Source organism: Streptomyces sp. NPDC025618 (genome assembly GCF_055558795.1).
The window spans coordinates 58056-77194 of sequence record NZ_JBVHLW010000009.1; the positions used below are offsets into that span (position 1 = coordinate 58056).

Here is a 19139-nt window from a genome sequence, read left to right on the forward strand (position 1 = left end):
AATCAGTCCTTGAAGGCGTCCTTGGCCTTCTCCTTCGCCGAGCGCAGGTCGCCCTTGGCCTTCTCGCCGCGGCCCTCGGCCGTCTTCCGCTCGTTGCCGACCTTGCGGGCGGCTTCCTCCTTGGCCTTGCCCTTGAGCTGCTCGCCCTTGGCCTTGGCCTTCTCGTGGGCGCTCATGGCGTTCCTCTCTTCGTAGGAGTGTTTCTCCGGCCTCCGATCGCGTGCCCGGGCCGCCGCGCGCCAAACAGCCCGGCGCCCGGGCTGCCCCGCGCCCGCCCGGCTGCTACACCTGTCTGGACGCCCCTTCCCAGGGAGGCTCCGTGTCCGTACTGACCGGCGACAGCCGCGGCACCGACCGCCGGACGCGGGCCCGGCGCGCGCTCCTCGCGGGGTCGGTGGGCAATTTCATCGAGTGGTACGAGTTCGGGGTGTACGGCGCCTTCGCCACGGTCATCGCCGCCGAGTTCTTCGGCGGCGGCCCGGGGAACGGCGCCGAGGGGCTGGTCAAGACGTACGCGTCGTTCGCGCTCGCCTTCTTCTTCCGGCCGGTCGGCGCGGCGCTGTTCGGGCGCGTGGGCGACCGGCTCGGCCGCCGTCCCGCTCTCGTGACGGCCGTGCTGCTGATGACGGCCGCCACCACCGCGATCGGCCTGCTGCCCACCCGCGCCACACTCGGCGCCGCCGCTCCCTGGGTGCTGACCTTTGTGCGCGCGCTCCAAGGGCTGTCCGCGGGCGGGGAGTTCGGCGGCGCGGTGTCGCTGATGACGGAGTCGGCCCCGCGCGGCAAGCGCGGGCTGTACGGCGCGTGGCAGTCGTTCACGGTCGCGCTGGGGCTGCTGGCCGGGGCGGGCCTGGCCGCCGGGACGGCGGCGGTCCTGGGGGAACGGGCGCTGTTCGCCTGGGGGTGGCGGCTGCCGTTCCTGCTGGCGCTGCCGCTCGGCCTGGCGGCGCTGTGGCTCCGGCTGGCACAGCCCGGAGCCGAGCCCGTGCGCGGGCCGGAGGCGGTCCCGGCCGCCGCGCCGCGCGAGGTGCTGCGGGCCGTGGCGCTGGGCGTCGGGCGGATCATGGGCTGGTCGGCGGCCGGTTACACCTTCCTGGTGGTCCTGCCCACGTATCTCCAGCACACCCTGGGCGCCACCTTCCAGCAGGCGCTGACCGCCACCTTCCTGGCCAACCTCGGGTTCGCGCTGTCCATCCTGCCCGCCGGCGCGCTCAGCGACCGCGTCGGCCGCCGGCCGGTGATGGCCGCGGGGGCGGTGCTGGTCGTCCTCCTCGCCTTCCCGCTGCTCAGGGTCGTCCAGGCCGAGGGCACGCCGACGCCGGTCAAGGGCCTGGCGGTGCTCCTGGCCGGGGCGGTGACCGGGCTGATGGCCGGGCCCGGGCCCGCGATGCTGGCGGAGATGTTCCCCGCCCGGGTGCGCTGCACGGGCCTGGGGCTGGCCTATGCGCTGGCCAACGCCGTCTTCTCCGGCTGCGCCGGGCTCATCCTCACCGAGCTGCTCGACCGCACCGCCGACGCCGACATCCCCGCGTACTACGCCATGGCGACCTGCGCGATCAGCGGTGCGACGCTGTTGACGCTGCGCGCCGACGACCACCGGCGCGCCCTGCGCGACTGAGAGGCGGCGGGCATGCGGGTGATCGGGCTGATGTCGGGGACGTCGTACGACGCGGTCGACGCCGCGGCGGCCGACCTGCGCCTCGACGGTGACACCCTGCGCCTGGCACCGCTGGGCGCGCTCGGTCAGGCGTACGGCGAGGAGCTGCGCGCGGAGCTCGCCGCCGCGCTGCCCCCGGCGGCGACCACCCTGGAGACCGTGTGCCGGCTCGACACCGGGGTCGGACGGGCGTTCGCGGAGGTCGCCGCCCGCGCCGACCGCGAACTGTGCGCGGGGCGCGCGGAGCTCGTCGCCTCGCACGGCCAGACCGTCTTCCACTGGACGGAGAACGGCCGTGTCCACGGCACCCTGCAGATCGGCGCGCCGTCCTGGATCGCCGAACGCACCGGGCTGCCGGTCGTCTCCGACTTCCGCTCCCGCGATGTGGCGGCGGGCGGCCAGGGCGCGCCGCTGGTCGCGCTCTTCGACACCCTGTGGCTGCGCGACCGGCCGGGCCGCCCCGTCGCCCTCAACCTCGGCGGCATCGCGAACATCACGGTGCCCGACGGCGGCCGGGCCTACGACACGGGGCCCGGCAACGCCCTGATCGACGCGGCCGTCCGGCACGCCACCGACGGACGCCGCGCCTTCGACGCCGACGGCGCGCTGGCCGCGCGCGGCACCGTGCACCGCCCGCTGCTGGCGCGGCTGCTCGCCGAGCCGTACTACGCGCGGCCCGCGCCGAAGACCACCGGCAAGGAGCTCTTCCATCTGCCGTATCTGCTGGCCGCGTCGGCGGGGCTCGGGCCGCTGCCGGCGGAGGACGTCGTCGCCACGGTCACCGCGCTCACGGCGCGCACCGTGGCCGACGCCGTCCGGGCCTGCGGGGGCACGGAGGTCGTCGCCTCCGGGGGCGGGACGCGCAATCCGGTGCTGATGGGCGCGCTGGCGGCGGCGCTGCCCGGGGTCCCGGTGCGGACGTCCGACGAGCTGGGCGTGCCGTCGGCGGCCAAGGAGGCGTACGCGTTCGCGGTGCTGGGCTTCCTGACCGCGCACGGCCTGCCGGGCACGGTCCCGGCGTGCACGGGAGCGCGGCACGCCCGCGTCCTGGGCTCCCTGACTCCCGGCGCCGCGCCCCTGCGGCTCCCCTCTCCCCCGCCCGCGGCCCCGGCCCGGCTCCGCCTCGCGCCCGGTGACGGCCGCGCCCGGGACGCGGGGTCGTAGGCAGCAACGCCACCGCACCGCGCAAAGGCGTGACGGCGGCGGCCGGGATGCGGGGCCCGGAGCGCTCGCCTAGCCTCGGAAGCCGCGGCCGGGCCCGGCCGGGGCGAGCGCGAGGAGTGAGGCGGCGTGGAGGTCTTTCCCCCGATCCCGCTGGCCCAGTGGCAGGCGTCGAAGGAGACGCTGCACCGCTTCGCGCAGTTCATCGGGAAGATCCGGCTGGCCGGGAGCACCCGGCGGAACCACTGGTGGAACGTCCCCTTCCATGTCACCGGGTCCGGCATCACCACCCGCCCGATGGGGCTGCTGGACGGCAATCCGGTCTTCACGATCGACTTCGACTTCGTGACCCACCGGCTGATCGTGCGTGCCCTGGACGGCGGCCAGCAGTCGTTCTCCCTGCTCGGGCAGTCCGTGGCCGCGTTCCACCACAGGACGCTCGCGGCCCTGCGGGCGATCGGGGCGGAGGTGACCGTCGCGCATCCGCACCCGTTCGACCTGCCCGACGCGCGGCGGCCGTTCACCGAGGACACCGAGCACGCCTCCTATGACCCGTTCTGGGTCAACCGGTACTGGCAGGTGCTCAGCCAAGTGAGCCTGGTGCTGGAGGAGTTCTCGTCGCGCTACTCCGGCAAGATCAGTCCTGTCCATCACTTCTGGCACACCTTCGACCTCGCGGTCACCCGCTTCTCGGACCGCAGAGCCGACCCACCGCCGGAGGCCGACCCCGTGACCCGGGAGGCGTACTCCCGCGAGGTCGTCAGCGCGGGCTTCTGGTTCGGCGACGACACCTTCCCCCACCCCGCCTTCTACTCATACGCCGCGCCCGAGCCCACGGGCCTGGCCGCCCAGCCCCTGCGGCCGGAGGCGGCCCGGTGGGCCGAGCGGCGCGGCAGTCACCTGGCCACGCTGGCCTACGACGACGTGCGCGGCGAGCCGGACGCGGTGGCGAAGGTGCTCGACTTCTACGAGACGGTCTATCAGGCCGCGGCCGGGCTCGCGGGCTGGGACACCGAACGCCTCGCCTGCCCGGGGGGCGTCACCGATCCGCGCGCCGACACCTGACGGCATGTCATGAGGAAGGTGCTGGAGGGCGCCGCCGACCGGCTGTTCCCCGGCGGCGGCAACGCGCACGGCACTCTCCCGGCCGCGCTCGTCCTGCTCACACTCGTCACCGGTTTCGTGGACGCGGTGAGCTATCTCGGCCTCGACCACGTCTTCGTGGCCAACATGACCGGCAACGTCGTCTTCCTGGGCTTCGCCCTGGCCGGGGCCCGGAACCTGTCGGCCTGGGCGTCGCTGCTCGCCTTCGGCGCGTTCATGGCGGGCGCGTGGACGGCCGGGCACCTCGGGCGGCGGGTCCCGCACACCGGACGGCTGTTCGCCGCGGTCACCACCGCCCACGCGGCCCTGGTCACGGCGGCGCTGGTGGTCACGCTGACAGCGGGGCACAGGGCGGCCCCGGCGAAGGCCGCGCTCATCGCGCTGCTCGCGTGCGGGATGGGCATGCAGAACGCGGTCGTCCGCGCGCTCGGCGTCCCCGACCTGACGACCACCGTGCTGACCCGCACCGTCACCGGCCTCATCGCCGACGAGCCGGGCCCCGCGAGCGTACGCCGCTTCGTCTCCCTGGCCACCATGTTCGCCGGGGCGCTGTGCGGCGGCGCCCTCTTCCTGCGGGCGGGGGCGCCGCAGGCGCTGGCCGCGGCGGTGGCGCTGCTCGTCGTGGTGACGGTGACCGGGGGCCACGGCCGGCCGACCGCTGGGTGAACTACCTTGCGGAGCCGGGGAGTCAGGGGCTGGCGATGAGCTCCGTGAGGCGGGTGGCGAGCCACGGCCTGCGACCGGCGGCCCGCACCCGGCCGCGCGCGATCGCCTTCCAGAGCGGGACGCGCCGGAAGCCGATCAGCAGGAACGTGACCGGCGCCGCCGTGATCCGGCAGTCGTAGGAGCGCGGCGGGGCGTCGCGGGTCACCGTCGCGGCCCCGTCCTCCACGACGACCGCCAGCCGGGGACCGCCCTTGACGGCCACGTCGAACGCGAGGCGGACCCCGCGCGCCTTCGCCACATCCAGGGCCATCGGCATCATCGCCGGGAACGCCTGCCCGATGACCAGGCGCGCCTCGTCCGGCGATATCGCCCACGGCAGGCGGGCGCCGCGCGCCACGTCGAGGCCGTGGACGAGCGTCTCGCTGAGCATCAGCCCGGTCGCCGCCGCCAGCGTGAGCACGACGCCCCCGCCGTACCAGGGCGTCGGGACGGCTGTGTCGGGCGCGAGCCTCTCGGTGAGCCGGAGGAACGCCTCGCCCCGCTCGGCGACCGCCTCGCCGGGGCGGGCCCGCGCCTCCTCGGCGAAGACGCCGATCGCCTTGGCGTTCACGGCCGTGATCCGCTCGGCGAACGGCCCGTCGCCGGGCGGCAGTACGTCGTCCCAGCCGTCGAACTCCCCGGTGAACGCGGAACAGTACGCCAGATACACGGCGCACAGGTGCGCGTCGACATCGCTCACCGTCCACGCCGGGAGGCCGGAGGGCGCGCCCCTGTCCGGCGCGTCGCGGAGCAGCCCGGCCAGGCGCGGGACGGCGGCGCGCAGCGCGGCGCGGGTCCGCTCGTGCTCGACGGCGGGATCGAAGCCGGCGGCTGCGCCCACAGATCACTCCTCACAGCGAACGACATCGCAGGTTACCGCCGGTAGTCCGGCGGTGGAAGGCGTCGGCGCGGTCCTCGTGCGCGGGAGGGGGAAGGAGGGGATGATGTCAGCGGATGTGATGGTTGAAGGAGAGAACAGGGCGGCCCCGGCGACAAGTCCGTGACCGCCACTGCGTGTGTTCCGAGACGAGACTCCGAAGACAGGACGGCAGCATGCCTCTTGAGGGTGAGTACGAACCGAGCCCGGACCGGCGGGCCCGCGAGCAGGTCGAGCTCTACGAGAGCTCGGGCGGCACACAGGGGACGACGATGCGGGGCATGCCCGTCGTCGTCCTCACGACCCTGGGCGCGAAGAGCGGCAAGATCCGCAAGACCCCGCTGATGCGGGTGGAACACGACGGCCGCTACGCCGTGGTCGCCTCCCTGGGCGGCGCGCCCAAGCACCCCGTCTGGTACCACAACATCGTGGCCGACCCGCGCGTGGAGCTCCAGGACGGGCCCGCGCGCCAGGACATGACGGCCCGTGAGGTCACCGGCGAGGAGAAGGCCCGCTGGTGGGAGCGCGCGGTCGCGGCCTACCCCGATTACGCCGACTACCAGAAGAAGACCGAGCGCGAGATCCCGGTCTTCGTCCTGGAGCCGACGCCTTCCGGGCACTGACCCGCGTACGTCCGGCCGACCGGCCCGCCCGGTCGGCCGGAGTAACAACGTGGTCACCGTGTGTCATCGCAGGTGCCGCCAAGAGCAGCGCCGCCCCACAAGCACAAGGCCCGGGCCCCGTTCCCCTTTCCCCGCGGCGCGGGATATCCCTGAGGGTGAGCCGCCGGTCGGCGGGCGCGGCACGTGAGGGAGTGGGGCCATGGGTGCGGAACGGTTCGAGGGCGAGTGGCGCGTGGACGAGCGGTGCACCAACTGCGATGTCGCACGGCAGCTGGCCCCCGGCCTGATCGGGGAGGCGGACGGCCGGTCGGTCGTTCTCCGCGCGCCGCGCGACCAGGCCGAGGTCCAGGCGCTCCACGCCGCGGCGTACGCCTGCCACACCCGGTCGATCCACCCGCCGGCGGGGCGGCTGGGCACGGAGCTGGACCCCTTCCCGATGGCCCTGGACGAGGGCGTGTACCTGTGCGGGCACAACTCCACGCGCACCGCGGGGGCCAACTCCTATGTGCTGCGCCGCCCCGGCGGCACCACGATGATGATCGACACGCCGCGCTGGAGCGCCCCGCTCGCCACGCGGTACGAGGCGCTGGGGCCCGTCACCGACGTCCTGCTCACCCACCGCGACCACGCCGCGCACGGCCGCCGCTACGCCGACCGCTTCGGCGCCCGGCTGTGGATCCACGAGGGCGACCTCGACGCGGCCCCGGACGCCGACCGCGTGCTCAGCGGCACGGAAGCGGTCCGGATCGCCGACGGCCTGGTCGCCCACCCCCTTCCCGGGCACACGCGCGGGAGCGTCGTCTACATCGCGGACGAGCGCTACTGCTTCAGTGGCGACAGCTTCTACTGGTCGCGCACGACCGGGGACATCGAGGTGGCGGACAGCGTCACGTGGTATTCCATCGAGGTGCTGGCCGCCTCCCTGGCCCGGACCGCCGCCGAGCTGCGCTTCGAGTGGCTGCTGCCGGGCCACGGCGACCGGCGGCACCTCCCCGCCGACGACATGGCCGCGCGCATGCGACGGCTGGCGGACCGCACGCGGGAACTCCGGCCCCGCGCCGTCGACTTCAGCGCCCTGCGCTGGTGACGGCGCGCACGGACCGCCGGACCGCCCCGGGCAGCGGGCCGGCCGACGGCGTGGACGGTGGGACCCCGTCGGCCCGGCGCCGTTCCGTAGCGCCCCCCGTCAGCCGACCGTCACCTTGACGACGCGGCCGGACGCCTCGGACACGAACAGCTCGCGCCGCCCGTCGTGGTCGCCGAAGCCACGGGGGACGCGGACGCTCGTGGGCATGCGCAGCCCCGACACCAGCACGCAGGAGCGGCCGGTGGCCGGGTCGACCTGGATGAGCTCACCGTCGCGGAAGCTCGCGACCACCAGCTTGCCCTCGAAGGCGGTGAGGTCGTCGAGGACCTTGGTCTTCAGCGGGTTCGGGCTGAGTTCGACGACCCTGGTGTGGGCCGCCGGATCGTTCAGGGGGACGCGGACGACCGGGGACGCGGTGTCGGTGATGACGCTCGCGTACAGCTGGTCACCGACGATCTCCAGGCCGTTGGTGCCGAAGACGTCCGCCGCCCGCGTCCACTGCTCGTCCTTCGTGCCGTCCGGCCGGATCTTGAGGATGCCGGTGGCCAGCTCGCGGCTGACGTAGAGATTGCCTCCGGAGTCGATGACCAGGCCGTTGACGCCGGACAGCCCGTCCACGAACGTCTCCGCCTTCGGGGCGGCGGCGGTCGGATCGAACCGCACGATGCCGCCGCCCGTCGCCCAGGAAGACAGCGGATTCACGCCATAGTTGACGTACATCTTCCCGTCGGGACCGCGCCGGATCCCGCCGGGGCCGCTCACGGGGACGCTGGCCTTGAGCCTGCCGTCCGGGGCGTAGCCCTCGACCCGGTTCTTGGTGAGGTGCGCGACCCAGAGGGTGCCGCGCCCGTCGAACTCCAGGTTCTCCTTCCAGTCGAGCAGCGGCACGCCGCCCTTGTGGAAGACCTCGGTGCCCGCCTTCTCCGTACACTCGGCGAGGGCCCTGGCACCGGACGCCTGAGCCGCGGCGGCGGGCAGCTGCGAGCCGCCGGCCAGCAGCGCGGACACGAGGCTCGCGGCGAAGACCGCTCTGCGTAAGCGTGTCATGACGGGTGGGTCCTTTCGATCGCGGGGCGCGTCGGAGCAGTTCGATTGCCCTGACGGTACGGCGCTGATAATGCCCCGACCTGCGAGGTAACGAGCTTCTCAAATTCACGGCCGAACTGTTTTTAGGCAAGCCTCACTTGACCTAAAGTCGACGGTCGCCTCCCCCCACTTCTCCGCTCTCCCCACCACGGAGGCTCCCCGTGTCCAGCTCGAACATCGCCCTGCTCGGCGCCATCGCGGGCTTCACCATCTACCTCGGACTCCCCGTCGGCCGGCTGCGCGGGCCCACCCCCCGCCTGAAGGCCGGCCTGAACGCCACCGCCATCGGCATCCTGATCTTCCTCGTCTGGGACGTCCTGGCCCACGCCTGGGAACCGGTCGACCAGGCACTCACCGACCACACCTGGGGCACCGTCGCCTCCGACGGGTCCGTCCTCGCCCTCGGGCTCACCCTCGGGCTGGCCGGCCTCGTCTCCTACGACACCTGGGCCGCGCGCCGCCGCGCCGCCGCCCGACGGACGGACGGCCCCGGCGCCGCCGTCGCCGAACCCGCGCGTGACGCCCGTACGCAGGCGGGCGAGCTGGCCCTGATGATCGCCACCGGCATCGGGCTGCACAACTTCGCCGAGGGCCTGGCCATCGGCAACTCCGCCGCCAAGGGGGACATCTCCCTGGCCGTACTGCTCATCGTCGGATTCGGTCTGCACAACGCCACCGAGGGCTTCGGCATCGTGGCCCCGCTGGCCGCCGAGGGCGAACGCCCCTCCTGGCTCACGCTGCTGTGGCTCGGCCTGATCGGCGGCGGGCCCACGTTCCTGGGCACCCTCGTCGGCCAGCGCCTGGTGAACGACACCCTCTCGACCGCCTTCCTGGGCCTGGCCGCGGGCTCGATCCTCTACGTCGTCATCGAACTCCTCGCCGTGGCCCGCAAGGCGGCCGTGAAGCGGCTCACGACGTGGTGCGTCCTGCTCGGACTCCTGCTCGGCTTCGCCACGGACGCCGTCGTCACGGCGGCGGGGGCCTGACCCACGAGGCCGGGACGGGCGGACCGAACTCCCGCCCGTCCCGGCCTCGTCACTTACAGCCGGTGCGGCGGTCGACGCCGGGCAGGAGGTCTTTCCACTGCTTGTCGGACATGGGGGCGCCGCGGACCGAGCACAGGGTGCGGGTGAGCTGGGTGAAGTCGGTGCTCACCACGAGACCTTGGCTGCCGAAGGCTTTGAGGGGATTTCCCCCTCTCGCCGTCATGAAAAGATCACCAGCAGGGCTCACGTCGAGCACGTTCACGCCCTGTGCTCCTCCGTCGGACATCACGAGCTGTTCGTCGTCGCCGCCGGGCCGGGCGCCGTCCGGGTCCGAGATGCGCCACAGGCCGAGAAAACCGTCGCTGTTCCAGGCCACCAGCAGCCGACGGTCCCGGGCAGCCTTCACATACTGGAACTTGGGGGCGGGGCCCAGCAGTGGAATCCCGCGCTGCTGCGGCTTGCGCAGGTCCCACAGCATCGGCCGGCCGGCGTTGGAGAGGGTGGCCAGGGCGCGGTCGGAGGCGAGGACGGAAATCGTCCAGTCCTTGCTGTTGATCGAACCGTTCAGCTTCGCGGTGCCGTCGTCGGCGACGGCCCATATGTGCGCGTTGGGTTCCTCGGTCGAGCGTGCCTTCTCCCTGCTCACCAGGAAGGCTCCCCGAGAGGCGCCGAACATCGCCGACGGCTTTTCCTTCACCGTGTCCGCCCGTCGGGGGTGCCGGGGGTCGCGTACGTCCCACAGCTGGGTCTCCAGCGGGGCCATCAGCACCAGCACACCCCCCGACTGAATACCCATCAGCTTCTGGCCGTCGCCCTCCGGCCAGGGCACCTGGGCGAGGCGCTCCGGGTGGTCGATGTCGCGGATGTCCCAGATCTCGACCGCACTCCCGGATTCGCCCCGCAGAGCGAGGAGGGTGGCCTCGCGATTCACCGCGGCATCCGCGGGATTGTCGTCCTTCACCGCTCCGGCCGGCAGCATGAACTCGTGTCCCGGCCGCAGCCGGCCGTGGTCGAAGTGCCACAGCTTGAGGCGGTCCTGGTCGCTGTTCCGACTCAGCAGCAACCGTCCGTGCGCGATGAACGAGGCGGTGTCCCAGGGCTTCGGCAGCTCGGCGATCTGCTGTGGAGCGGAGGGCGTAGCGCCGATGTCCCAGATCCGCACCGGGCCTTTGGTGCCGTAATCACCCGCTGTCACCACATAGCGTGCGGCCGGGTCGAACCCATCACCCGGCACGTTCACCGTGTTCACGAGCGTCGACGGCAGGGACCGCGCCGGGGATTCGCGCACGGTGACCTGCCCGGTCGCGTCACCGACCGCCACACCCCGGCCGTCGGGCTGGTAGGCGACCGAGCGTGCGAACTCCCCCGTCGGCACATCGCCGTCCAACGAGGGATCGCGGGACTCGGGGAATTCGTAGGTATGGAGCGAGCGGCCCCCCTCGTCCGCCACCGCCATGAACGCCCCGTCGCCGCGGAAGGCAAGGGACTTGTAGAGACCATTGGACAGGCTGTATCCGGAGACATCGTCCCGGCTCCGGGGATGAGCCGGGTCCGTCGTGTCCCACAGCTTCAGCTTCTGCTTGCCCCCGCCGACCAGCAGCCGACTGCCCGGTTTGAAGGCCAGGGAGAACACGTGGACATCCTTGAGCGTCACGAGCGGCTTGAGCGTACGCGCCTGGCTCGGGTCCAGCAGCCGCACGGATTCGTCCTGGACCGACGCCGCGAGCACCCGCCCGTCAGGGCTGTAGGCCACCTCCCCGACGATCCTGCCGTCCTTGTCGTCGGCGACCTGGACCATGCTGGACACCGGGTGGGCGGGATCGCTCACGTCCCACAGCCACACCCGCCCGCGCTCCGCCGGCACCGCGAAGGTCCGGCCGTCCGGGCTGAAGGCGACCCCGCTGGAGATATAGCCCGCCGCCGCCGGCACCCGCGCCACCTGGCGCGGGTGGAGCGGGTCGGCCGCGTCCCAGACGAAGAGGGCTTCATGCGTGGCGCCCATGAGATAGCGCCCGTCCGGACGCCAGGCGGCGCTCACCGCCTGACCGGTCCGCAGCACGGGACCGGCGGCCGGGTGGTACGGGTCGCTGGTGTCCCACAGCCGTACGGTGCCGTCCTTGGACGAACTGGCCAGCACCTTCCCGCCCTTGTGGAACGCCAGCTTCAGGACTTGGTCGGTGTGCCCGGTCAGGCGGATGCTCACCGGGGCCATCGCGCTGCGGAGCAGGCTCGTCCGCGCCTCGACCGTGTGCGCAGCGCCGTACGCCGCGAGGCTCAGATCGAGTGCCGCCCCCGCGTCCAGCGCTCGCATGGATTCCGCCTGCCCGGCGATGAGCTTGGAGTCCAGCACCGCCGCCCGCTGCTGCGAGCGCCCCCGCTCGATGACGGCGAACGTGCCGACCCCGGTGAGCAGCAGTGCCAGGCAGGCCGCCACGGCGGCGAAGGCCACGCGGCGGCGCCGGCGGCGGCGCGCCGCGCGCACCCCGGCCTCGGCGAAGGCCCGTTCCGTCGCGGTGAGCGCGATGGACGGGCCGGTGTCCGACGGGGCCAGCCAGGCCCGGATCCGCTCCAGGCGGCTGCCGGTGTAGAGATAGCCGGGGTCGCGGCCGTTCTCCTCCCAGGCCGTCGCCGCGTCGGACAGCTCCTGGTGAGCGAGGAGTTCGGCCCGCGCGTCGCGGATCCACGAGCGCAGCCGGGGCCAGGCGCGCAACAGCGCCTCGTGGGATATCTGGGCGCCGTCCTGGTCGACGGTGACCAGGCGGGCGGCGGCGAGGCGGTCGCACACGTCCCCGATGAGCCGCCGCTCGTGCTCCGGCCGCTCGGCGAGCAGGCGGGGGAGGTCGACCCGGCGGCGTACGGCCTCGGCGTTCGCGGTCAACTGGATCAGGCGCAGGAGGAGTTCGCGCAGGGCCTCTCGGGAGGGTGCGTCCAGTTCCTGGTAGAGGGTCTCGGTGGTGGTGGCGACGGACTCCCGGATGCCGCCGGTGGCCTGGTAGCCGGCCAGGGTGAGGAGGGCGCCCGAGCGGCGCAGCCAGGTCTCGCGGAGGGCGTGGGCGAGGAACGGCAGCGCGGTGGCTTCGGGTGTGTCGTCCGCCGGGTCGTCCCGCCCGGAGTCCTGCCGCAGGTCCGCCATGAGGCGGTCGGTGAGGCCGTCCTCCAGGGCGAGCCCGGCGCGGAGCGCGGGCTGTTCGACGGCGGTCCGTAACGCCGCCTCGCCCATGGGCGACACCGTGAACTGGCCGTGTTCCAGGGCCCGCACGAGCTCGGGGTGGGCCAGGCAGCTGCCGTAGTGGTCGGCGCGCAGCCCGAGGACGACGCGCGGGCGTGCGGGCCCGGCACCGCCGGTGGCACACAGCAGGCGTACGAAGCGGGTGCGTTCCTCCGGATCCGCGCAGCGGGTGAAGGTCTCCTCGAACTGGTCCACGATCAGTGACCGGCAGGCCGGGAAGCCCGGCCGTGGTGCGGGGAGTTCCTCTCCCGCGGCCAGCGCGCGGTGGACCTCGTCGGCCGGGTGACCGGTCGCGGCGGCCCAGCGCTCGGCGAGGGCGCGCAGCGGGTGCGGGCCGGGCGCGGGCAGCAGCAGGGCGGGCCAGGGCACGCCGGGACGGCCTGCCGCGTGCCGGTCTTCCAGGCCCGCGAGCAGCCCGGCCCGCAGCAGCGAGGACTTCCCCGCCCCCGAGGCCCCCACGAGGACGAGCGGCCGGCCGTCGGCCGCCGGGTCGCAGACGGCGTCCAGCAGTCGCTCGGTGACCTCCTCTCGGCCGAAGAAGTGGGCGCGGTCCTCGGGCCGGAAGGGTTCCATGCCGGGGTACGGGCAGGGCACGTCGGCGGGCGGCAGCGCGGCCGCGGGGCGCTCGGGGCGGTAGGCGTGGTTCGGGGCGACGACCAGCGCGCCGAGGGTGCCCCCGCTCTGCCGGTGCGGGCGGGCCGGCCCGTCCCGGAAGGCCCGGTCGAGGTACGCGTGGACGTCGTCCATCGTCAGCAGGGGCGGGCCGGACGGGTCGCCCTCCTCCAGCAGCCGCAGCAGCCGGCCGCCGAAGAGGGTGTGCCGCTCCCCCTCCGGCGCGTAGGAGAGGGCGAAGTCGGAGGCGGAGGTGAGCAGGAAGCTGCCGTTGGGGAGGGCCGAGTCGTAGACGCCGCGGTGACGGCCGGGAGCGGCGGCGCGCCCGGAGAAACAGCAGTCGAGGATCACGACGCTGCCGCCCATGGCGCCGCCGAGCAGGTCCTTGACGACGCCGTACGGCACGCCGTGGGAGATCGTGTCCTCGGCCAGTGAGCCGCGGGTGGCGAGGTAGAGCTGGTCACCGGGGCCGAGGAGGCCGTGGCCGGTGTAGCAGAAGAGCACGGTGCCGGTGGCCTCGGCGACCGCTTGTTCGACCGCGCCGATCACCTCGGCGGCGGTGGCGTCGGCGGGGACCCGGCGGATGTGTCCTTCCGGCATTCCGCAGCCGTCGCGGAGGATCCGGCCCAGGTCGTCGAGTGTGGTGTCGACGCCGGGCAGCGCGGGGAGGGCCGATCCGGACGCGTGCCTGCCGGTGCCGACGAGCACGGCCCGGGTGCCCGGCGCGGCCAGGCCGGTCGCGGGGGCCGCCGTCGCGTCGCCGGTCACGGCGCCGGCGGCGTGGCGGGCGGCACTTCGGCGGGGCCGTCCTCCAGGGTGGCGGCCAGCCGCTGGGCCAGCTCGGCGGCCTGCCGGGCGTCGAGCCCCTTGACCTCGGTGGTGCTGAGGGTCAGCCGCGTGCCGTCGGGCCGGGTGATCGTCACTGTCTGCGTACCGCGGCGGGTCCGCACCCAGGCGACCACCGCCCCGGCGAACGCGGCGGCCACACCTCCTGGCTCGAGCAGCGCCAGCACGACGTCCCCGGCGGTCCCCATGGCCCCCGGCAGCGGCTCGTCCGCCTGTCTGCGGACCCTGCCGCGCAGCGCGGGCTGCCCGCCGAGCCAGCGCCTCAAGTCATCGGGCCCCGCGGGGCCGTGTCCACTCTCCACGGTGATGGTCACCTGCATGCTGTGAGCGTAGTGACGGCGAGGGGCGCGTGGGAGGCATTGACGGGAACGGCTGTCCGATCAGGGCGCCGGGGTGGCCGCCGACATGGCCCGTCATCGAACGTTACTTCGAAAGCATCCGCCGATCACCGGCACAGCACGGACCCCCGCCCGGCGGCGGGCGCCCAGCGATGGGCGCCCAAAAGAAGCCATATATCCATATTGCACAGATATGATGCCCAGCATGGGCAAGCCTGGGCAGCAGCGTCTCCACCGTCCCCAAGGCCGGTGGTCGCCGGTTCTGCTGTCCCCCGTGCTCCTGACGGCCGTCATCGCCAGCCTGGCGTACACCACGCCCCGGAGCATGGCCTTCAGCCGCATCCTGCCCGCGGCCCCCGCCCTCGCGGCCGCCATGTGGCCCGTGCTGCCCACGGTGCTGCTGGGGACGGTCTGCTTTCTGCTCATGATCGGGCTCGGCATCGTCTTCCCCGACCTCGGGACGGGGTACACGGCGGCGGGGATCGTCGCGGTCACCGTGGCGGCGGCCTACGGCAGCCACGTCCGGCTCCAGCGCGAGCAGTCCCTGTTCCAGGTCCGGCTCGTCGCCGACGCCGCGCAGCAGGTGGTCCTGGGCCCGATGCCGCGCTGCTACGGCGGCATCGAGGTCGAGTCGCTGTATCTCGCGGCCGCCGCGGAGGCCCGCATCGGCGGCGACTTCTACGAGGTGGCCGACACGGGCTTCGGCGTCCGGCTGCTCATCGGCGACGTACGGGGCAAGGGCCTGCCGGCGGTCGGCGCGGCCGCGGCGGTGGTCAACTCCTTCCGGGAGGCGGCCTACGACGAACCCGACCTCGCCGGCATCGCCCACCGCCTGGAGGCCAGCAGCACCCGCTACAACGCCGCCTTCCCCCCTGACGACCTGATGGAGCGCTTCACCACCGCCGTCCTCGTCGAGATCCCCTACGAGGGCGGCATCGTCAGAATCCTCAACTTCGGGCATCCCCCGCCGCTGCTCCTGACCCGGGAGGGGGTGCGCGTCCTGGACCCGACCGCCCCCTCACCCCTGCTCAACCTCGCGGACCTGATCGGCGATCACTACCAGACCGACACGTTCGCCTTCGCCCGCGGCGACCAACTGCTCCTCTACACCGACGGCGTCACCGAGGCCCGCGACCGCGCGGGCGAGTTCTTCCCACTGGCGGACTGGATGCGCCGGCAGACCCCGGTCCACCCCCGCGAACTGCTCGACCGCCTCCACCGCGATCTCCTCCAGTACAGCAGCGGCGGCCTGGACGACGACATCGCGGCGCTGGCCGTACGCTCCCACGAAGCCCCGGCTCCGCTGGACGGCCCGAAGGGGCGGGCTGCGTAGACGACCGACCGGCCACAAGCCGAGCCTTGCCCTCGTCCAGGGCACAGGTGCCGGTGTCCCTCGCGAAGGCCCCCCACGCCCCCGTCCGGAAGGACTCCCACGTCCCCCTCACCCCAAAGCTCGCACCCTTAGTAAGATCCACCCGTTCCAGGGGGAGGACGGATTCGGCATGGGCATGCTGGGAGCGGACAGACCGACGCACGTAGGGCCGTTTCGGACGGTCGGGGTGCTCGGGCAGGGTGGCATGGGGCAGGTGCTGCTCGGGGTGGCGCCCGACGGGCGGCTCGTGGCCGTCAAACGGGTGCACGCCGATCTGGCGGAGGATCCCGGGTTCCGTACGCGGTTCCGGCGGGAGGTGGACGCCTCGCGGCGGGTGTCCGGGGCCTACACCGCGCCGGTCGTCGACGCCGACCCGGACGCGCCGACGCCGTGGCTCGCCTCCCTCTTCCTGCCGGGGCCCGCGCTGAGTGAGGCGCTGGACGCGGGCGGCACGCTGCCCGAGGAGGCCGTACGGCTGCTCGCCGCCGGGCTCGCCCAGGCCCTGGACGACATCCACCGGGCCGGCCTCGTGCACCGGGACCTGAAGCCGTCGAACGTGCTGCTGACGGAGGACGGCGTACGCGTCGTCGACTTCGGGATCGCCCGCGCCGCCGACCACGAGACGAAGCTGACCCACACGGGCGCGGTGATCGGCTCGCCCGCGTTCATGTCGCCGGAGCAGGTCCGGGGCGAGCGGCCGGGGCCGGCGAGCGATGTGTTCTCGCTCGGCGTCACGCTCGTCACGGCCGCCACGGGCCGGAGCCCGTACGCGGGGGACTCGCCGCTCGCGCTCATGCACGCCGTCGCCCACGACGTCCCCGACCTCGGCTCCCTGCCGCCCCGGCTGCGCCGGATCGTCGAGCCGTGCCTGGCGCAGGACCCGGCCGCACGGCCGGCCCCGGCCCAGCTCCTCGACCTGATCGGCCCGCTCGCCCCTTCCGCCCGGCCCTGGCCGGCGGCGGTGTACGAGCGGATCGCGGAACGCCGGTCCTGGGCGGCCCGGCTCGCGGCCACGGCCGGCACGGCGCCGCCGGCCGTCCCGGCTGTCCCGGCTGTCCCGCCCGCCCCTGCGGCACCTCCCACCGTGGGGACGACACAGCCTCCGACGACGCCACGTCGCCGCTCCCGTCGGCTCGTCACCGCGATCGTGGCGGGCGCCGTGCTCGCGGCGGCCGCGGTCGCGGTCCTGGTGATCGGCCCGGCCGACGTCTACTACACGTTCGTCCCCGAGCCCGTGCCGACCCCCGGCTCGGTCCCGCTGGCGCAGGTGCGGGACAAGTACACCAAGACGGTCCCGACCTGTGTGCAGGTCCGCGGCAGCATGAAGGCCCCGTCCGGTTTCGGCGACCCGGGGGGCAACTTCCCCGACTCCGTGTGGCAGGCCCAGGACGGCGGAGGGCACACACACCCGCAGACCACCTGCGACTGGACCACCCGCTCCGGCGACCAGATCACCGTCATCTGGGACCTCTACCCCTCCCGTCCCGGCGGTCCCACCGGCGCCGAGCTGGCGAAGCGGCACTACGAGGACCTGTACATGCGCAACAGCACCCCGCGCGACTCCGGGCTCGGCTTCGTGGAGGAGGGCATGTGGCTGAAGCCCTCGACCGGGAGCAACTGCGTGCTGTACGCCCGGGACGTCAACCTGGCCCTGTTCGTCGAGGTCAAGGGCGTGCACTACCCGAAGGGCGTCTGTGAGGGCGTCACGAAGGACATGGCCCGCCAGAGCGTGCGAGCGGTGGCGTCCCTGTGAGCGCGCCGCACCCGCTCCCGGAGAAGGCCGGGCCGTACGTCCTCCTCACCGAGCTCGGCCGGGGTGGCATGGGCCGGGTGCTGCTCGGTGTCGCGCCGGACGGCCGGCCCGCGGCGGTGAAGCTGGTGCACGCCCGGCACGCGGCCGACGACGGTTTCCGGTCCCGCTTCCGGCGGGAGGTGGCGGCCTCGCGGAGGGTGTCCGGCGCGTACACCGCGGCCGTCCTGGACGCCGACGCGGACGCCGAACTCCCCTGGCTCGCCTCTGTGTTCGTGGCGGGCCCTTCCCTGGGGTCGGCCGTGGAGCGCGCGGGCGCGCTGCCGGAGCCCGCCCTGCACCGGCTGGCGGTGGGCCTGGCGACGGCGCTGGGCGAGATCCACCGGGCCGGTCTCGTCCACCGCGACCTCAAGCCGGAGAACGTCCTGCTCGCGGAGGACGGCGCCCGCGTCATCGACTTCGGTATCGCGCGGGCGGCGCAGGCCGGGGAGGTCACCGAACTCACCGGCACCGGCTGGGTGGTCGGCTCGCCACCGTACATGTCGCCCGAGCAGGCGCAGAGCCGGGAAGTGACGGGCGCGAGCGACGTGTTCTCGCTCGGGTCGGTGCTCGTGATGGCGGCGACCGGCCGCAGCCCCTTCTCCGGCCCTTCCGCGCTCCAGACGCTCTACAACGTCGTCCATACCGAGGCCGACCTGAGCGGCGTGCCCCGGTCCCTGCACGGGATCGTCGCCCGCTGCCTGGCGAAGGACCCGGCCGCCCGGCCCGCCCCCGGCGAACTGCTCGCCCTCCTCGGCCCGGTGGCCCCGGCGGCCCGGCCATGGCCGCCCGCCGTGCACCGGATGGTCGACGAGCAGCGGGCCCGCGTCGCGGGCCTGCTCGACGGCGCCACCGAGCGCACGGCACCACCGCCGCGCGCCGCCGCTCCGGGGACGGCCGTGCTCACGACGTACGACACCCCCGCCGCGCCACCGACAGCCGTGCTCACCACGTTCGCCACCCCCGCCGCACCACCCCGCCACCGGCGTCCCGTGACCTGGGCCGCGGTGGGCGCGGTGCTCGCGGCGGCGGTCGGCGTGGGTGCGTATCTGCTGCTGCGTGGGGACGGCGGAGGCAGCGGCGGCACGCCGGACAAATACGTGACGATGCCGGTGTGTTCGGAGGCCGTGTCCAAGCTGCCGCTCCAGGGGGAGCGGAGGAAGGACAAGGACATCGAGCAGCAGGACCCCGCGCGGACCGAGTGCTCCTGGTACGACAAGGACCAGCCCCAGCCGGACGGCTGGAACTTCACCCCCAGCGCGGACGTCTCCTGGGAGCTCTACCGGTCGGACGACGGCCGCAACGGCACGGCGAGGGCGCGCAAGGAATTCGCCCACGACCCCAAGGACACACGCGACGAGGCCGGCTTCGGCGACGCCGCGCACTGGACGGCCTCCGCGAAGGACCGCAAGACCTGCCAGCTCAACGTCCGTGACGGCAACCTCGTCGTGCGCGTCTTCCTGGACGGCACCCGGCACCCCGACTGCGAAGCCGAAGCCAAGGGCGTCACGAAGGCCGCGCTGGCGGCCATGCCGCCGCGGGCCGGCTAGGGTCTGTCGTGAGAGTGCTGGTCACAGTCACTCGTTGCCGCGTCCATACCGGCGGACGGCCCGGCTTGATGCCCCGCGGCGACAGCGGCTCAAGCCGGGCCCACTGCCCGTTCGTCA

Annotated in this window: 15 protein-coding genes; 10 read left to right on the forward strand and 5 right to left on the reverse strand. The window is 73.8% G+C overall.

Annotated elements, in window-relative coordinates; all coding sequences use genetic code 11:
• Positions 1-2 precede the first annotated feature (2 nt).
• The gene (locus ACZ4A5_RS11340) at positions 3-176 is read right to left on the reverse strand and encodes a CsbD family protein (RefSeq protein ID WP_467581394.1); all 174 of its coding nucleotides are present in this window, start codon (positions 174-176) and stop codon (positions 3-5) included.
• 143 nt (positions 177-319) lie between these two features.
• On the opposite strand from ACZ4A5_RS11340, the gene ACZ4A5_RS11345 reads away from it, so the two are divergent.
• From ACZ4A5_RS11345 to ACZ4A5_RS11360, 4 genes are all read left to right on the forward strand, one after another.
• The gene (locus tag ACZ4A5_RS11345; protein WP_467581396.1) at positions 320-1618 is read left to right on the forward strand and encodes an MFS transporter; all 1299 of its coding nucleotides are present in this window, start codon (positions 320-322) and stop codon (positions 1616-1618) included.
• 12 nt (positions 1619-1630) lie between these two features.
• Positions 1631-2821 (forward strand): anhydro-N-acetylmuramic acid kinase, encoded by a 1191-nt coding sequence (locus ACZ4A5_RS11350; protein WP_467581399.1) that lies wholly within the window; start codon positions 1631-1633, stop codon positions 2819-2821.
• Positions 2822-2947: 126 nt separating this feature from the next.
• Complete coding sequence (locus ACZ4A5_RS11355; RefSeq protein ID WP_467581402.1) at positions 2948-3883, forward strand: DUF5996 family protein; 936 nt, start codon at positions 2948-2950, stop codon at positions 3881-3883.
• A 9-nt stretch (positions 3884-3892) separates the two neighbouring features.
• Positions 3893-4588 (forward strand): YoaK family protein, encoded by a 696-nt coding sequence (locus ACZ4A5_RS11360; protein WP_467581404.1) that lies wholly within the window; start codon positions 3893-3895, stop codon positions 4586-4588.
• 22 nt (positions 4589-4610) lie between these two features.
• Here the strand turns inward: ACZ4A5_RS11360 and ACZ4A5_RS11365 are convergent, their stop codons facing one another.
• Positions 4611-5468, reverse strand: coding sequence for a maleylpyruvate isomerase N-terminal domain-containing protein (locus ACZ4A5_RS11365; RefSeq protein WP_467581407.1), 858 nt, complete (start codon positions 5466-5468; stop codon positions 4611-4613).
• Between the two features lie 212 nt (positions 5469-5680).
• Between ACZ4A5_RS11365 and ACZ4A5_RS11370 the strand changes: the two genes are divergently transcribed.
• Both ACZ4A5_RS11370 and ACZ4A5_RS11375 read left to right on the forward strand, forming a co-directional pair.
• On the forward strand, positions 5681-6127 hold the full coding sequence (locus ACZ4A5_RS11370; RefSeq protein WP_467581410.1) for a nitroreductase family deazaflavin-dependent oxidoreductase: 447 nt from the start codon (positions 5681-5683) through the stop codon (positions 6125-6127).
• A gap of 199 nt (positions 6128-6326) precedes the next feature.
• Positions 6327-7214 carry an MBL fold metallo-hydrolase gene (locus ACZ4A5_RS11375; RefSeq protein ID WP_467581413.1) on the forward strand — a complete coding sequence of 296 codons (888 nt, stop codon included), beginning with the start codon at positions 6327-6329 and terminating at the stop codon, positions 7212-7214.
• A gap of 99 nt (positions 7215-7313) precedes the next feature.
• Here ACZ4A5_RS11375 and ACZ4A5_RS11380 read toward each other — a convergent pair whose 3' ends face one another.
• On the reverse strand, positions 7314-8261 hold the full coding sequence (locus ACZ4A5_RS11380; RefSeq protein WP_467581416.1) for an SMP-30/gluconolactonase/LRE family protein: 948 nt from the start codon (positions 8259-8261) through the stop codon (positions 7314-7316).
• Between the two features lie 200 nt (positions 8262-8461).
• Here ACZ4A5_RS11380 and ACZ4A5_RS11385 point away from each other — a divergent pair, with 200 nt between their 5' ends.
• Positions 8462-9286: a ZIP family metal transporter gene (locus ACZ4A5_RS11385; RefSeq protein WP_467581419.1), complete on the forward strand. Its 825-nt coding sequence runs from the start codon at positions 8462-8464 to the stop codon at positions 9284-9286.
• A gap of 49 nt (positions 9287-9335) precedes the next feature.
• Here the strand turns inward: ACZ4A5_RS11385 and ACZ4A5_RS11390 are convergent, their stop codons facing one another.
• Positions 9336-13895 (reverse strand): caspase, EACC1-associated type, encoded by a 4560-nt coding sequence (locus ACZ4A5_RS11390; protein ID WP_467581422.1) that lies wholly within the window; start codon positions 13893-13895, stop codon positions 9336-9338.
• Complete coding sequence (locus ACZ4A5_RS11395) at positions 13892-14293, reverse strand: effector-associated constant component EACC1 (RefSeq protein WP_467581425.1); 402 nt, start codon at positions 14291-14293, stop codon at positions 13892-13894. Before ACZ4A5_RS11395 ends, ACZ4A5_RS11390 begins: the two co-directional genes overlap by 4 nt.
• Before the next feature lie 223 nt (positions 14294-14516).
• Here ACZ4A5_RS11395 and ACZ4A5_RS11400 point away from each other — a divergent pair, with 223 nt between their 5' ends.
• The 3 genes from ACZ4A5_RS11400 to ACZ4A5_RS11410 all read left to right on the forward strand — a co-directional run bounded on the left by ACZ4A5_RS11400 (position 14517) and on the right by ACZ4A5_RS11410 (position 19022).
• Positions 14517-15644: a PP2C family protein-serine/threonine phosphatase gene (locus tag ACZ4A5_RS11400; protein ID WP_467581428.1), complete on the forward strand. Its 1128-nt coding sequence runs from the start codon at positions 14517-14519 to the stop codon at positions 15642-15644.
• Between the two features lie 175 nt (positions 15645-15819).
• Positions 15820-17436 carry a serine/threonine-protein kinase gene (locus ACZ4A5_RS11405; RefSeq protein WP_467581728.1) on the forward strand — a complete coding sequence of 539 codons (1617 nt, stop codon included), beginning with the start codon at positions 15820-15822 and terminating at the stop codon, positions 17434-17436.
• Positions 17433-19022, forward strand: coding sequence for a serine/threonine-protein kinase (locus ACZ4A5_RS11410; protein ID WP_467581431.1), 1590 nt, complete (start codon positions 17433-17435; stop codon positions 19020-19022). The genes ACZ4A5_RS11405 and ACZ4A5_RS11410 overlap by 4 nt, the downstream gene beginning before the upstream one ends.
• Positions 19023-19139: the final 117 nt, after the last annotated feature.

Coding starts and splice junctions, on each gene's coding strand:
- ACZ4A5_RS11380 (WP_467581416.1), bottom strand. CDS start 8,261: ATGACACGCTTACGCAGAGCGGTCTTCGCCGCGAGCCTCGTGTCCGCG.
- ACZ4A5_RS11340 (WP_467581394.1), bottom strand. CDS start 176: ATGAGCGCCCACGAGAAGGCCAAGGCCAAGGGCGAGCAGCTCAAGGGC.
- ACZ4A5_RS11375 (WP_467581413.1), top strand. CDS start 6,327: ATGGGTGCGGAACGGTTCGAGGGCGAGTGGCGCGTGGACGAGCGGTGC.
- ACZ4A5_RS11400 (WP_467581428.1), top strand. CDS start 14,517: ATGGGCAAGCCTGGGCAGCAGCGTCTCCACCGTCCCCAAGGCCGGTGG.
- ACZ4A5_RS11370 (WP_467581410.1), top strand. CDS start 5,681: ATGCCTCTTGAGGGTGAGTACGAACCGAGCCCGGACCGGCGGGCCCGC.
- ACZ4A5_RS11395 (WP_467581425.1), bottom strand. CDS start 14,293: ATGCAGGTGACCATCACCGTGGAGAGTGGACACGGCCCCGCGGGGCCC.
- ACZ4A5_RS11350 (WP_467581399.1), top strand. CDS start 1,631: ATGCGGGTGATCGGGCTGATGTCGGGGACGTCGTACGACGCGGTCGAC.
- ACZ4A5_RS11360 (WP_467581404.1), top strand. CDS start 3,893: ATGAGGAAGGTGCTGGAGGGCGCCGCCGACCGGCTGTTCCCCGGCGGC.
- ACZ4A5_RS11405 (WP_467581728.1), top strand. CDS start 15,820: ATGCTGGGAGCGGACAGACCGACGCACGTAGGGCCGTTTCGGACGGTC.